The organism is Bacillus cereus group sp. Bc010, assembly GCF_027716745.1.
Classification (GTDB): Bacteria; Bacillota; Bacilli; order Bacillales; family Bacillaceae_G; genus Bacillus_A; species Bacillus_A pacificus.
Map to the genome: position 1 here is coordinate 46456 of NZ_JAQFUY010000026.1, position 15560 is coordinate 62015.

Sequence of the window (15560 nt, forward strand, 5' to 3'; positions counted from 1 at the left end):
TTACAAGAATAAGGAGGATGATGATGCAGAGTAAATCATTGAAAACGAGATTTATACGATCGTTACCTGGAAGAATTCGAATTGAAATATATAAACTGAAATACAATACAAATATGGCGAACTTGATAGTAGAACGTTTTCGTGACGTGGAAGGTATTTATCAAGTAAGTCCCTCTATTTCTAAGGGAAGAGCCCTTATTACTTACGATATCAACAAGACCTCTCTACATACAATTTGTGAAATAATTAAACTCCTAGAAGAACAAATTACAAAAAATAATAACCTTAATAATATGGAAGAAACGAAGAAAGTAGAAGATTCTTCATCTAGTGTAATTTCTTACGAGAAAAAAGGTGAAGGTGTCCCGTTACCGTTAGCGCTTTCTGTCGCTGGATTAGGTGCATTTGGTATAAAGCAATTATTTATGGGAAGGTCAGCTTTAGCTAGAAGTCCAGGGCTTTTTTATGTATCGGGTGCTTTATCCGTTGTAACAGGATATCCGTTTCTTAAACGAGGATTCAAAAAAATGGTTGCTAGCAAAAAAGTGAATTCTGATTTAGTGCTTGGCATAGGAACGCTAGCGCTAGCACTTGCGCGAGAAAATATTATCGTATTAGCGGGACTTAGTCTATTAAACTATTTAAATTGGAAGCGTAGTCAGGCGAATATAAATGAAGAAACAGATTCGTACAAAGAAAGGATGTTATCCCCGGAGATTAAAGCATACAGTGAAAGACAATCGAAATGGGGTATGCTTTTTGGCGGAGCAACATGGGCATTTACGAGAAATCCGTTACGCGGAATGGCGGTTTTATTAGCTGCGAATCCAAAACCTGCTGTTTCATCTGCTGAGTATGCGTGGCGACAAGGGGATCTCGTTGCGCGAGAAAGAGGATACGTTATTCCAAATGAAGGGTCATTATCTCAATTGTCTCGAACGAGAACGGTCGTATTTGACGATGTGTCTCGTATATTCCGTAATGAAGAAGCGGAGATTAGCTGCGTTTCAGAAGATGAAGGGCAAGTTTTGTGCACGGCAGCTTCGTTACTAGTGAAAAGTGAGCATGATTGGAAAGATGAGGTTGTGCAACGAGCGAAGCAAACAAGAAGAACGTTAAGGAAAGCTTTTGAAGTTGAAGCTGATGATGAAGGGATAAAAGGTGAAATACAAGGTATGCCATCTTTTGTCGGTAGTAAAGAATTTGCAGAACGAAATGGTGTAGATATAAGCCTATATGAGTTAGAAGCGAAGAGACTAAGCAAAGAAGGGTTTAACATTCAGTTTGTAGCAAAGGGTCAAAAATGCCTCGGATTGTTAGTTGGATCAAAAATAACAATTGTTCCTGAGTTTGCACATATCTTTCATAAGTTAAACGAAAATAAATGGGCAATAGCTGTTATGGGAAATAGTTTAAATATAAATGAGGATGTTCTTACGCAATACGGTATAGATACAAGCTGGCGACATAGCGATGTTGTAGAACGTGTAGAGCGTATCCGTTTGAATGGGGAAGAAGTGTTATTTGTATGTGAGGAAAAGATTGAATTTCCGTCAGTAGCTCACTATGAAATGAAAAATATTTTCCAATCAATAGCGTATGCAAAACGAATAGATATGCTAGTGAAGGAACATTTTCGAGTAGCAAAAATGTGGAATATTGCTGGAGAGATGTTGGCTGTTTGGTCTATATTTACTGCACCTGTCATCGCTTTAATGGCGAATGCTCTATCTTTAACATTTTTATCTAGAGCAAAGCGGGTGAGTGAGAAGATTTTTTCTAATAAAGAAATAGGGAATAAGAACGACTCGTCAGTGAGAGAACCTTCTACTAAATGGTATACACTCTCGCAAGAAGATGTAATAAATGATTTACAAGTGGAGAAACAGCGAGGATTAAGTGAGCAAGAAGTGCAAGTGCGACAAAAAAAGTATGGGGTGAATACAATTGAACCGAAGCAGTCTGTTCCTTGGGTTGTTTCATTTATGGGCCAATTTAAAGAGTTTACATCGCTTATTTTACTTGGAGCAGCTGGATTGTCTGTATTATCAGGCGGTGTGTTTGACGGATTAGCAATGGGCATAATCCTCGTTGTCAATGCGGTAATTGGAACCCTTCAAGAGCGGAAGGCCGAAAAAGTAGTGGAAGCTTTAAATCAATTCCGTGCGCCGAATTGTATAGTACTTCGAGAAGGGGAAGAAGTAGAAATAGCAAGTAGTGAGCTTGTTCCCGGTGATATTGTTTGCCTGCAGGCTGGAGACCGTGTACCTGCTGATCTTCGTACTATACATTCTTGGAATTTGGAAGTGAATGAAGCAATGTTAACGGGGGAGTCTCTACCTGTTGAGAAGAAAGTGGATGCTATAGGAGAAGAATGTTCGTTAGCGGAGCGGAATAATATGCTCTTTATGGGTACGTCTGTAACGCGCGGTAAGGCGAAAGCTATAGTAGTGGAAACAGGGATGAATACAGAAATGGGCTATATGATTTCCTTGATGAAAGGAGAAGAAACAGAACCTACACCACTCCAGCAAAAGGTGACGTCTATTAGTAAAACGTTTATTAAAGGGGCTTTTGTAGCTGGTGGTATTGTACTTGTAGCGGGGTTACTACGTGGTTTACCAATTACGCAAATGATTACAACATCGGTTGCCCTTACAGCATCAGCTGTTCCAGAAGGTTTGCCGATTATGATTACAATCGCTTTAAGCGCAGGGATATTCCGTATGCAGAAGCAAAATGCGCTCGTTCGGAAGCTTTCCAGTTTAGAAACGTTGGGTAGAACAACGGTTATTTGCTCTGATAAAACAGGTACTCTTACGAAGAACGAAATGACGGTTAAAGTGATCGCTACGCCAAATCGTGTATGGAGTGTATCTGGTGACGGATATGAACCAGTTGGTAAGATTTCGGATGTAACGTCATCTAAAGTCGCTGCTGCTGTAGAGATGGAAGTAGAAGAAGTGACTTATCATGAAAGTGAAAATACACCATTAGAACATCCGGATTTAGTTCGCGTTCTGCAAATTAGTGTTCTTTGTAATAATAGTAAATTAGAACAAGAGGAGGATCAGTGGATTGTGAAAGGTGACCCGACTGAAGGAGCTTTGTTAAGTTTGGCCTCTAAAGTGGGGGTGTCACATGAAGATATGAAATCATTTGAACGACATCATGAAGAACCGTTTGACTCTGAGACGAAAATTATGAGTGTCGTTTGTAAGGAAAATGAATCAATCTATAAGTTTTCGAAAGGGTCTGTAGAGGCGATTCTTACTAGATGTAAATGGTATCAACATAATGGCGAAATCTATCCGTTATGTGATGAGGAAAAAGAAGTGATTTTACAACAAAATGAAGGTTTTGCAGAACAGGCGCTGCGAGTATTAGCGTTTGCGTATAGTAATGGTGAAAATGATGACCTTATTTTTGTTGGATTAGTTGGTATGATTGATCCGCCGAAACCTGAAGTGGAAGAGAGTATTCGTGAAGCGATTGAACTTGGTGTAAAACCAGTCATGATTACTGGGGATCATCCGACTACGGCGATCTCTATTGCGAAGCAGACTGGCATTTGGAATCGTGATGATCGTGTTTTAACAGGGATAGAAATTGATAATTTAACAGATGAAGAGTTGGAAAATATCGTGAAAAACACGTCTGTGTTTGCGCGAGTAAAACCAGCCCATAAATTACGCATAGTAACTGCATATCAAGCTGACGGTCAAATTGTTGCGATGACTGGAGATGGTGTGAATGATACGCCTGCTATAAAGAAAGCGAACATCGGTATTGCAATGGGGCAAACGGGAACAGAAGTAACGAAAGAGGCTGCCGATCTTATATTGAAAAAAGATCATTTCGGTTCCATTGTGGAAGGGGTAAAAGAAGGTAGAACGATCATTGGTAATATTCGAAAAGCGGTTGGGTGTTTATTAACGGGAAATTTAGCTGAAGTATTAGTGACAAGTGCAGCAGTTATTGCAGGAATGCCCATTCCGTTAGTGCCAATTCAAATTTTATTAATGAATCTTATTACAGATGCTTTACCAGCGATGATTTTAGCTGTAAATCCTGGAAACAAAACGAAGCAAACGAAACGTCAAGATATTGTTGATAAAGAGCTATACAAAAAGGTTGTAACGCGAGGCATACTGCTTGGAGCAGGTTCACTTGCTTTATTCGGTATGAGCTTAGCGGCTGGCGTGCCTCTTGCGGTAGCGCAAACATCAGCATTTGCTGCATTAGTTGCAGGTCAACTTATTCAAACATTTTCTTGGAGACAAGAAGGGTCAGATGAAACGATGCGTGATTGGTCAAAAGATCGTTTCTTTGTAACAGCATTAGGAACGTCTTGGCTTGTATTATTATCAGCTATATATGTTCCGCCGTTTGCTCGTATATTCCATACTGTTCCATTGACATTTATGCAATGGGTACCTGTTCTTCTTGTAGCGGGCACAGTATCTCAAATTTCAAAACCTATTATTAATTTAGTTTCATATAAGAATGATGATACGAAAAAATTGGCAGTTAATGAACTAGCATTATTAAAAACAGTGTAAAGGAGTAATGAAGATGATACGAAAAATTGTTATTGGGTCTACTTTAGCGTTAGCGAGTGCCGCTTTATTACCTGTTGTAAGAAATACACTTCGTCCACTTGCTGAATCAGGTACAAAAGTTGTGAAATCTACTTTTGAAACAATTAAAGAAGAAGTAGAAGATATTATTGTAGAAGCGAAAATGGATAGAATGCAAAAACAATTTGAGAAAGAACTTTCTTATGTTGAAGATGATTATGCTGAAGAGCAAGAGGTAATAGAAGCGGCTGCAAAGGTTGAGGAAAAGGAGGAAGTAAGAAATGACGCATAAAGTTGTTGAACAAAATGTAGATTACCATTTAGAAAAAGCGTTAGAGCATTTTGAACAGGCGTTAGACTTGAGTGTAAAGGTAGCATCAGAAAATAAAGAGATGCAAAAAGAGATTGCTACTAAAATGGGGTCTTTTACAGGAGAAATTTTTCGATCTGTTCGTGAAAAAGGAAAGGTGAATCGCATGAATATAATGAAGTGGTTCACGCTACCACGTTTGTAAACAGGGCCGTTAATTGGAAGGGATATAGGGAGTTTTGTCTCCCTTATCCATATTCCGTACTATGTATGTCACGTTAGTTTCCGGAATGTTCAACAATATGAAGGGGTGAACGAAATGGCAGCGTGGATAATGGTATTGGCATTAACATTTTCATCAAGTATCGATAACTTAGGAGTAGGAATTTCTTACGGCATTCGAAATATAAAAATTAGTCATCTATCAAACTTTATTATTTCGATAATTTGTTTTTTATTTAGTGTAGTAGGAATATATTTTGGCTTATGGCTGTCAAAAATTTTACCTGGGATTATGCCTGTTGTAATCGGTTCGTTCTTATTAGTGATAATTGGTCTCCGAATTATTTTACTAGCAATTCCTCGTAAAGTTCCGGTGCAAGAGACTGAGGGAGAAGTGGCAAGTACAGAAATAAATGGTTTAACGAAAAATATCGGTAAATCTGGTGAAATCGGTTTTGTAGAATCTATTTTTCTTGGAATTGGTTTGTCTGCGAATGCACTAACGAATGGTTTAGGCGCAGGATTATTTGGTTTGAATCCAATTGCGATTTGTATTGCCGCTGCAGTGGGTAGTTTTATTACAGTATGGGGCGGAGTTGCGTTAGGGAGAAAGATTGCTCACGTTCGTATCGGTAAGTTCACTTTAGGTCAGTTTGGTACATTGATTAGTGGAACATTATTATTAGTTATTGCGTTTGCTGCATTTTTTGATTAATTCATAGAAGGTGAGTGAAATTGAGATTACTGTATAAAAGGCTAAAGTACTCGGAGTTAGAGTCGGAGTTGCAGTTAGTAGAAAGTGTTTTAACTTCAGGGTACTTTATTTTATTAGATTTATTCTTTGTATCTTTCTTATTGATGATACTAACCTTTTCTCTACATCATTCATTTTTTATGGCCATCGTCATATTCGTGAGTTCTTATATAATTTGCGGTAGTGTATTTGTATTATTGCGGAAATGGTTAAAATGATTTTAAAAAGCTATCTTGAATAGAAGATAGCTTTTTTGTTTGTAAAATGTAAACATATAAAGGGACTTCTATCTTGTAAATGGTCAGAAAAATTTGTTAATATAAAATGTATAGTGATGTAGTTATTTTTTATATAATAACTATGGTTATTCTCGTGAATAAAGGGGAATGAGATATGTCTCAAGATAATGAAAAAAGTAATCTTGGATTGTTGTTGAAAAAATTACTTAAGGAAAAGTCTTTATCGATGCGAAAACTTAGTGCGCTCACTAATATTGATACCGCTACAATTTCAATGATTGTAAATGGTAAGCGAAAGGCGAATCCGAAGCATTTGCAAAAGTTCGCAGAGAGCCTTGATGTTCCGGTAGGTGATTTGTTTGTAGCGGCAGGTTATTCTATTGACACGAAACAGGAGGAGCAATCTGATATTCACGTTTCCATTAATAATATTGAACACTTACTTGAATCTGCTCAGCTATATGATCAAAAGTTTAGTATATCAAATGTAGAGCAGCAGTTAGCGAATTATGAACAATATTCGCAAACAGAAGAAGGGAAAGAAACAATTGAAAAGGGGTTTCTTGAAAAGATTCAAAAGGTAAGCAGTATCGGCCCATTTATTAATGATTTGAAAGAATTGTACGAGAGATTTTCGAAGAAGAAAGGAACGACTGCAGAACTTGCTTTAATGGGAAGTGCGCTCATTTACTTTATATTATCGGTCGATGTAATCCCAGATTATATATTTCCAATCGGCTATTTAGATGATGCGGTTGCGGTACAACTCGTTTTAAATGCACTAATGAAAAGATAAGATGTTTATATGAATAGATAGATAAAGATATTTATATACCAATAGTTTGGGATAATTGTATCGTTATGAATATACGAAAAAGGTGTACCCCGTGTTAGAACGGAGTACACCTTTTTCGTTTTAATTAGCCGATTTTTCTACATACTCATAAGCTTTCTCCCCATGCATTGAAATATCAAGTCCCATATGTTCCTCGTGCTCATCTACCCGGACAGGGAGGAAGAAGTTAATTGCTTTAATAATCGCGTACGTCATTATAATTGTGAACGCATATGTTGCACCGATTGCTACAAGTTGTTTAAACAGCAACGCGGCGTTTCCGTAAAATAATCCGTTAGCGCCATCGCTGTTTACGGTAGTAGTTGCAAATAGTCCTGTCGCAATGCCGCCCCAAGTTCCGCCGATGCCGTGACATCCAAATGCATCGAGTGTATCGTCGTATCCGAATTTTGTTTTTAAGAAAAAGACCGCTCCGAAGCATAATACGCCGCCAATTGCTCCGATAAGAAGAGCTGAGAAAGGTGTAACGAACCCGCAAGCTGGTGTAATAGCGACTAGACCGGAAACGGCGCCACAAGCAGCTCCCATCGCGGTCGGTTTTGATTGGAAGAACCACTCTGAAAGCATCCAAGTTAATGCGGAGGCAGCGGCAGCTATATTTGTATTAATAAATGCAGTTAAAGCTACATCATTTAAAGATAATGCGCTTCCGACGTTAAAACCGAACCAGCCGAACCATAGCAGCCCAGCGCCTAACATCGTAAATGGTAAATGATGAGGAGACGAACCGTTTATGTTTTTTCGTTTTCCAAGGAAAATAGCTAATACGAGGCCAGCCACGCCAGATGTAATATGAACGACATTACCGCCAGCGAAGTCTAATGCGCCAAGTTCTCTTAGCCATCCGCCAACGCCCCATACCCAATGAGCGACAGGATTGTAAACGATTGTTGTCCATAGAAGGATGAAAATAAGGAAAGCTGAAAATCGCATTCTTTCGGCAAATGCTCCTGAAATTAGAGCGGGGGTTAGAATAGCAAACATGAGTTGAAACATCATAAATAAATTGTGAGGAATAGTAGATGAGTAGTCTGGATTTGGTGCGTAGGTAACTCCGTTTAAACCGAACCAATTGAATGTGCCGATAAGTCCGTGCCAATCGGGTCCGAATGATAAAGAATAACCAATTACAATCCATTGAATCGAAACGATAGCCATTGCGCTATAACTATGCATTGTCGTACTGAGTACGTTTTTACTGCGAACCATACCTCCATAAAAAAGTGCTAATCCTGGTGTCATTAACATGACCATTACTGTCGCTACAAACATAAAAACCGTATCTCCTGTATTCATTCTCTCTCCTCCTATAATGTTAGAAAAAATAACATCAATTTGTTATGTTTCATATCATATTCGAAATAAAGAGAAAAATCAACTAAAAATTCAGAAAACTTTATATGTAATGTTAGAAAATCTAACATGGAGTAATTTAATAAGAATGAAATCAACGTATGCGATTCGTTCGGATAATTGGTATAATATTCTTACAATTAAAATACATGGGGGATGCGTGTGGGGAAAATACATACTAGGAAACTATTCATTTGTTTTTGTTTAGCTGTCGTTTTATTTGTACCAATACATACATTTGCAGACGAAAAAAGAGAGTGGCGAGACGAAGTTATATATTCCATTATGATTGATCGTTTTAATAATGGGGAACCGAAAAATGACAAACAGTTAGAAGTTGGCAATTTAGAAGGATATCAGGGTGGAGATATAAGAGGTATTATAAAAAGGCTGGATTACATAAAAGAAATGGGATTTACTACTGTTATGCTTTCGCCGCTTTTTGAAAGTGTAAAATACGATGGGTTAGACGTGCGCAATTTTCAGAAGGTAAATGAACATTTCGGAACAGAAAATGATGTGAAAGAACTTGTGCAAGAAGCTCATGCAAAAGGAATGAAAGTTGTATTTCAATTTCCACTTGGAGAAAACGAACAACAAGTAATTGACTCGATGAAATGGTGGATCAAAGAAGTTGATTTAGATGCAAGTTATGTAATACATAGTGAAAAAAAGTCGCCTGCTTTTTGGGATGATGTGCAAAAAGATATGCAAGTGATAAAGAAAGATTTTCGAGTTATGACAAAAGAAGATAGTGAATACAACGAAAAAATAGTAGATGCGTTTTCCAAAGCGGACGTATCGGTGAAACCTTTATATGATGTGAGTAAAAAAGACGGAGCAGCCGCTACATTTTTAGATAATCAAGATACAAAAAGATTTGCTCGTATTGCAAAAGAGAATATGAATTATCCACCATCTCGTTTGAAACTAGCTCTTACATATTTATTAACAACACCAGGTATTCCGAATTTTTATTACGGAACTGAAATTGCATTGGATGGAGGAGGTACGCCAGATAATAGACGATTAATGGACTTCAAATCAGATGAAAAGTTTATGCAACACATAACGAAACTTGGTGAGCTTAGACAAGCGAGACCATCTTTACGCCGCGGTACGTTTGAGCTTCTATACGATAAAGATGGAATGAGTGTACTAAAGAGAAAGTATAAAGATGAAGTCACATTAGTAGCGATTAATAATACGAAAGAGACGCAAAAAGTTGCTTTACCTGCAAGTACGATTGGTGAAAAACAAGAGTTAAGAGGATTGTTAGAAGATGAAATTATAAGAGAAGAAAATGGAAAGTTTTATCTCGTTTTAAAGCGTGAAGAATCAAATGTGTATAAAGTTAATAGAGAAACAGGTGTGAATTGGTTATTTATCTCCTTAATAGTTGGTGTGAACGTATTGTTTATTGCTTTTTTAATTGCGGTTAAAAAGAGACGGAAATGAGTAACGATTTTCTTTAGTATCTCGTCTTCAGTTTAAGGTAAGGCGTTGCTCTTAATAAGTATAGGGGATCAGGTTAAAGAGAAGACTTTCTCCTTAACCTGTTTTTCTGCGAAGTAAGACTCGCGCCTCGAAATGCATCTGAGCAAAGAAGTGAAAAGAACAATAGAAGAAACAATAATTGCAACTATACTAATTTTACATTACATTAAAAGATGAAAAATAATTTTATACTCATTAAGGGTTATATTTGAGGAGCGAAAATGGAATTTTACGATTTGGGTATTACCATTAAAGAACTTAGAATTAAAAAAAATATATCACAATCCGAATTGTGTCATGGAATATGTTCACAAAGTCAAATTAGCAAGATTGAAAAAGGTGTGATTTATCCATCTAGCATATTGTTATATCAATTATCAGAAAGGCTTGGTATTGATCCGAATAATATATTTGCACTAACTCAAAACAAAAAATTAAAATATATAGAAAATGTAAAATGTGTAATGAAAGACTGCATAAGACAACATCAATATAAAGAGCTTTATGAAATAGTAACAAAAGAAAAAAACTTAAATAATTTTCGAATGAAAGAAGATAAACAATTTCTAATATGGCATGAAGCAATTGCTATATATCGTGTGAATAACTCAATAAAAACAGCTTTAACTCTTTTGAATAATGCATTAAAAATAACTGTAACGAATATTGATTTTTTAACAGAGAGAGAAATAGATATTATGCAGACAATGGCTATATTTCATGCAGAAAATAAAGAATATAAAGAGAGTATTAATATATTAAAAAGATGTTTAAATAATTTTGATAAGTTAGATTTTCCTAGAGATAAAGAAATTAAATTAAAAATTATTTATAATTTAGCAAAATGTTTAAATTACACATATCAATACGAAGAAGCAAAAAAATACATTGATAAGGGTATCAAATTAGCTATTAATCTAAATACTTTATACTTATTGGGTGAACTATACTATGAAAAAGGTTCGAATTTATTAAAGCTTGAACAATCTAATAAAGAAGAAGTTGCTGATAACATGAAAACAGCGTTATTTATATTTGAATTAACAAAAAACGAAAAAAAATTACAAATAATTAAAGAAGGATATTTCGAAAAACATAATTGCTAAATAACTACTTATAGTACAATAAAACCTACAGGAAAAGTTCCTGTAGGTTTTACACTTATAAACCTCTTAATATTTTTTATAAACTTGATTCTAAAATAGTATTACTTAATATGAATTTTTTAATGAAAGTTTACTTAACGTACTTTCTATTTTGAAATCTGCATCCTTATTAACACTTTATACTTCTTTTCCTTCCATATTAAAATTAAGATGGTTCAAGTAAGAGGAAGGCAACTTAAAGTGTTTTTTTATGAGCTTTATCATCAACTATTTAGTGTTTCTTTAAATTATTACATAACGTAGTTTTTTTGTACCAAGCTTTGTGAATGCAATTAGATTTATCATTTAGTGTAGTTACATTATTAGAACATCCTGTCATATGTAGAGAGAGTATAGCCAATAAAAAACATAATATTAACTTCTTCAAATAACCACTTCTAACTCTTTTATAATTAACTTTTTTTACGGAATAAGATTCCTTGTTAATTTTACATTACATTGAAGGGTGGAAAATATTCTTATACTCATAAATTGTTACGCTTGAGTAGGAGAGGGATTTTGGTTTGGGATTCAATTGATAAAGAAAGTGCTTCAAGTTGAAGGGAAATGTTCTAAGGTGTCTTTTCCTTATTTTTAAAAGATCATCCTCAATCCCATGTATAAAAAAATTCTACAATGAGACCTAGTCTAACGACGCGGTCACCTGTAAGATATTCGCATGAATAAACACTGTTCGCTCAGCAATTTTCACCGCAAATACCTTCTTGTCCTCGTCATATTGTTTCTACCCGCTAAAAAGAAAAACATCCTCTAGGCAGAGGATGTTTTTCTTTTTAGCGGTAGTTAATAAATTGTACGTCAATTGGTAAATCAGCGCTACGAACTGCTGCGATAACTGCTTGTAAGTCATCACGGCTTTTCGCTGTAACACGTACTTGATCATCTTGTACTTGTGTTTTTACTTTTAATTTCATTTCTTTAATGATATTGTTAATTCTTTTTGCGTTATCTTTATCGATACCTTGTTGAAGTGTTGCGCGTTGGCGAACAGTGTTACCAGCCGCCGCTTCAACTTTTCCGTAATCTAAGTTCTTAATTGGAACGTTACGTTTTACGAGTTTAGAAATAAGAACGTCTTTTACTTGCTCTAATTTGAACTCATCGTCAGAAGTTAAAACAAGTACTTCTTTCTCAAGTTTAATATCACTTTTACTTCCTTTAAAGTCATATCGGTTTTGGATTTCTTTTAATGCAGTATTAATTGCGTTTGTTACTTCAGGTAATTCTACTTTCGAAACGATGTCAAAAGAACTATCTTTTGCCATAGTTAGCACCTCCAAATAAATTTCTAATCTTTTTATGTACTGTACATACTAAAGTATAGCTGAAAACGAGCTTAGACTTAAGTGTTTTCATGCTTATAATGATGTAACCTCATTTTATTATAGTGAATTTTGGGCAGTTGGACAAATAAAGAGAAAATCGTGTTATAATTAACTTTTGTTTGGAATGATAAAAATATAAAAAGTTAAAAAAGTTCATTTTATATATAGAGAAGGGAATTAAAAAAATATGTATTTACAAATAGGATCGATTGAACAGGTAACTGTTTTACGCGAAACGGAAATCGGATATATGGTTGGGAATGAAGATGAAGAAATTTTCCTACATAAAAATGAAGTAGCTGGAGAAATTGAAGAAGGCGATACGATTGATGTATTCTTATATCTTGATCACCAAAATCGTATTTCGGCAACAATGAAGGAACCAATTATTACAACGTATGATTGGAACTGGGTAAAGGTTGTAGAAGTTATTCCTAGTCTAGGTGTGTTTGTTGATATTGGTGTATCAAAAGATATACTAATTCCAGCTGATGAATTCCCAATTTATATGCCAGTATGGCCAGAAGTTGGAGACGAATTATATTGTACGTTAAAATTAACGAATCGTGATCGTTTAATTGCTCTTCCAGCAAGAGATAGTGATATGCAAGAAATCGTTGTAGATGCGACACCATCTATGCGTAATAAAAACGTAAACGGACGTGTGTATCGTTCACTTCAAGTTGGTTCGTTTGTATTAACAGATGAGCATTTCCGTGCATTTTTACATCACACAGAAAGAAAAGAGCAAGTTCGCATCGGTCAACGTGTAACGGGACGAATTATTGATGTAAAAGATGACGGTACAATTAACATCTCCCTTCTTCCTCGTAAAGAAGAAGGAATGGAAGATGATGCTGCAGTGATTTATGCATATATGGAAGAACGAGGCGGAGCAATGCCGTTTTGGGATAAGAGCTATCCAGAAGACATTAAAGAACGTTTCAATATGAGTAAAGCTGCATTTAAGCGTGCACTTGGTAAGTTGATGAAAGAAGAAAAGGTTTACCAAGAAGAAGGTTGGACGTACTTTAAGAAATAAAGGAAATAAAAAGCACCACCTTATATTTTACCTATAAGGTGGTGCTTTTTTAATTCCCTTGCTCATGTACAAGAGTGAACGTATCTTTCAACTCACTATCGTTTATTTTAATATTTGCTTTTTTCAATTCATCTTGCAATAGTTTTTTGCCGAATATAGGGTCAGAGATACGTTCTTCTTCTAAGTTTTTGCGAATAGAGTCTTTCACTTCATCATAAGGCTTTAAAGCTTTTTTATCAGTTAATTTAATAATATGATAACCGTTTGGTGATGCAACGGGATTGCTAATTTGTCCGACCTTTAGTTTATAGGCAGCAGTTTCAAATTCAGGTGCCATTCTACCTGAATTGAAGTATCCAAGGTCTCCGCCTTTCTCTTTTGATAGTAGGTCTTGCGATTCTTGTTTTGCTAGTTCTTCAAATGAAGCACCAGCATCTAATTTTTTCTTTATTTCTTTCGCTTCATTTTCGTCACTTACTAAAATATGGCTTGCTTTAATTTCAGGTTTATAGTGGTCTTTCACGTCTTTTTCTGTAATACTTTTCTTAATCGCTTCATTCATAGCAAGTTTGAACTTAATTTGATTTTTGAAATCAGCTTCATCTTTTAAACCATTGTTTTTCAATACGTTTTTAAATTGGTCTCCGTATTGATTTTTCGCTTTTTGTAATTCTTTATCTACATCATCGTCAGATACTTTATATTTTTTCGTGATAACGTCTTGCGCCATCATTTCGTACAGCATGTCTTTTCCGTAACGATCTTTCAACTGTTTTTCGAAGTCGCTCTTCGTAATGGTTGAGTCTGTTGCTGTAGCGACTGTATCTGAGTCGTTTTTTTGTCCACAAGCAGATAGCATTAATATACTTAGTAGTGCAGTAATAATGAAAATGTGTTTCCCTCTCATGCTAACACCTCATCCGAATATGTTATCGCTATTGTAGAATATAGAAGTGAACATGAAGTGAATTTTTAATGTTTTTTCCCTGTAAACTGTAAAAAAAGTACACCAACAATATTGTCGGTGTACGATGGAATCAAAGGTGATCAGTCTTTTTAGAATAGGCACGCTTACCTTGTTCTATATTCTTTTGTTCTTGCTCATTTTTTTGCGCGCGTTTTGCATTATTATCGCGTGCTTTTTTGTCGTTATCACTCGTATGTGGCATATGTATCAACTCCATTTCTAAACGTTGTACGTTTATCATTTCCTTTTTCGTAAAGACTATGTATAGCAGTGTACTCATGAATAATGAAGGTGGATTGGAAATGGATTTGAAGTTGAATTATACCGAACTTATAAAGAAGTTAATCGTTGTAATGGTCGCAGGTTTGTTAAATGCGATTGGAATGAATTTATTTTTAACGCCAGCGAAAGTGTATGCAAGTGGCTTTGCTGGATTGTCTCAATTGCTATCACAAATATTAGGTGATTTTTTATCTATTCACATATCAACCGGGGTATTATTTAGCTTGTTTAACATTCCAGTCGTTATTTTAGCCTGGAAAAAGGTTGGAAAGGCCTTTACTTTCTTTAGTTTTCTTTGCGTTATCTTTATGACTATGTTTTTAGAAATTATCCCAGTTAGAGCAGTTTCAAACGACATCATATTAAATGCGATTTTTGGTGGGCTTATTTCAGCAATCGGGGTAGGGATTGCGTTGAAGTGGGGGGCTTCTACAGGTGGTTTAGATATAATCGCCATGATTTTATCAAAGATTAAAGACAAGCCTGTCGGTACGTATTTTTTCTTCTTTAATGCACTGATCATTATCGCTGCCGGCTATGTGTATGGATGGGAAAAAGCATTATATACTTTAGTGACTTTGTATGTGTCAACGCGAATCATCGATGCAATTCATACGCGTCATGTGAAGATTACGGCGTTAATCGTTACGAAGAATGGGGCGGATGTACGAAAGGCGATTCACTCACGCTTAGTGAGGGGGATTACAACTATACCAGCAACTGGTGCTTATACGAATGAAAATAAGGAAATGTTAATGATTGTTATTACTCGTTACGAACTGTACGAATTAGAGAGGGTTATTAAACAAGTGGACCCAGGTGCATTTACAAACGTACTGCAAACGGTTGGGGTATTCGGATTGTTTCGAAAAGATTAAAGAGGACCAAAGCTGGTATTATCCCCTTTAGGTAGACAGTAAAAAAAGAGTCCATCTGGTATGATGGACTCAATACTGTTTTATCTGGA

General features: G+C 35.7%; 14 protein-coding genes. 10 read left to right on the plus strand and 4 right to left on the minus strand.

The window, feature by feature from the left end; all coding sequences use genetic code 11:
- Positions 1-23 precede the first annotated feature (23 nt).
- The 6 genes from PDQ68_RS21935 to PDQ68_RS21955 all read left to right on the plus strand — a co-directional run bounded on the left by PDQ68_RS21935 (position 24) and on the right by PDQ68_RS21955 (position 6901).
- On the plus strand, positions 24-4562 hold the full coding sequence (locus tag PDQ68_RS21935; protein ID WP_061183247.1) for a cation-translocating P-type ATPase: 4539 nt from the start codon (positions 24-26) through the stop codon (positions 4560-4562).
- 13 nt (positions 4563-4575) lie between these two features.
- On the plus strand, positions 4576-4872 hold the full coding sequence (locus PDQ68_RS21940) for a hypothetical protein (RefSeq protein ID WP_000619722.1): 297 nt from the start codon (positions 4576-4578) through the stop codon (positions 4870-4872).
- On the plus strand, positions 4862-5095 hold the full coding sequence (locus PDQ68_RS21945; protein ID WP_000149057.1) for a hypothetical protein: 234 nt from the start codon (positions 4862-4864) through the stop codon (positions 5093-5095). Before PDQ68_RS21940 ends, PDQ68_RS21945 begins: the two co-directional genes overlap by 11 nt.
- Positions 5096-5146: 51 nt before the next feature.
- Entirely contained in the window at positions 5147-5827 is a 681-nt protein-coding gene (ytaF, locus tag PDQ68_RS21950; RefSeq protein ID WP_229130798.1) for a sporulation membrane protein YtaF, read from the plus strand.
- A 20-nt stretch (positions 5828-5847) separates the two neighbouring features.
- Positions 5848-6084, plus strand: coding sequence for a hypothetical protein (locus PDQ68_RS28905; RefSeq protein ID WP_071713437.1), 237 nt, complete (start codon positions 5848-5850; stop codon positions 6082-6084).
- Between the two features lie 175 nt (positions 6085-6259).
- Complete coding sequence (locus tag PDQ68_RS21955; protein ID WP_049112533.1) at positions 6260-6901, plus strand: helix-turn-helix domain-containing protein; 642 nt, start codon at positions 6260-6262, stop codon at positions 6899-6901.
- Positions 6902-7021: 120 nt separating this feature from the next.
- Here the strand turns inward: PDQ68_RS21955 and PDQ68_RS21960 are convergent, their stop codons facing one another.
- Complete coding sequence (locus tag PDQ68_RS21960; protein ID WP_001091649.1) at positions 7022-8257, minus strand: ammonium transporter; 1236 nt, start codon at positions 8255-8257, stop codon at positions 7022-7024.
- A 213-nt stretch (positions 8258-8470) separates the two neighbouring features.
- On the opposite strand from PDQ68_RS21960, the gene PDQ68_RS21965 reads away from it, so the two are divergent.
- Both PDQ68_RS21965 and PDQ68_RS21970 read left to right on the plus strand, forming a co-directional pair.
- A complete protein-coding gene (locus PDQ68_RS21965) occupies positions 8471-9772 on the plus strand; it encodes an alpha-amylase family glycosyl hydrolase (RefSeq protein ID WP_049112534.1) in 1302 nt (433 codons plus the stop codon).
- A 260-nt stretch (positions 9773-10032) separates the two neighbouring features.
- Positions 10033-10917, plus strand: coding sequence for a helix-turn-helix domain-containing protein (locus tag PDQ68_RS21970; RefSeq protein WP_000397884.1), 885 nt, complete (start codon positions 10033-10035; stop codon positions 10915-10917).
- Between the two features lie 833 nt (positions 10918-11750).
- Here the strand turns inward: PDQ68_RS21970 and PDQ68_RS21975 are convergent.
- Positions 11751-12242, minus strand: coding sequence for a YajQ family cyclic di-GMP-binding protein (locus tag PDQ68_RS21975; protein ID WP_016716858.1), 492 nt, complete (start codon positions 12240-12242; stop codon positions 11751-11753).
- A gap of 247 nt (positions 12243-12489) precedes the next feature.
- On the opposite strand from PDQ68_RS21975, the gene PDQ68_RS21980 reads away from it, so the two are divergent.
- Positions 12490-13344, plus strand: coding sequence for a CvfB family protein (locus PDQ68_RS21980; protein WP_270786958.1), 855 nt, complete (start codon positions 12490-12492; stop codon positions 13342-13344).
- Between the two features lie 49 nt (positions 13345-13393).
- Here PDQ68_RS21980 and prsA read toward each other — a convergent pair whose 3' ends face one another.
- Together prsA and PDQ68_RS21990 are read right to left on the minus strand one after the other, a co-directional pair.
- A complete protein-coding gene (prsA, locus tag PDQ68_RS21985; protein ID WP_061183086.1) occupies positions 13394-14251 on the minus strand; it encodes a peptidylprolyl isomerase PrsA in 858 nt (285 codons plus the stop codon).
- A gap of 130 nt (positions 14252-14381) precedes the next feature.
- Positions 14382-14513, minus strand: coding sequence for a DUF3941 domain-containing protein (locus PDQ68_RS21990; RefSeq protein ID WP_001120845.1), 132 nt, complete (start codon positions 14511-14513; stop codon positions 14382-14384).
- 100 nt (positions 14514-14613) lie between these two features.
- Between PDQ68_RS21990 and PDQ68_RS21995 the strand changes: the two genes are divergently transcribed.
- The gene (locus PDQ68_RS21995) at positions 14614-15471 is read left to right on the plus strand and encodes a YitT family protein (RefSeq protein ID WP_000364456.1); all 858 of its coding nucleotides are present in this window, start codon (positions 14614-14616) and stop codon (positions 15469-15471) included.
- Positions 15472-15560: the final 89 nt, after the last annotated feature.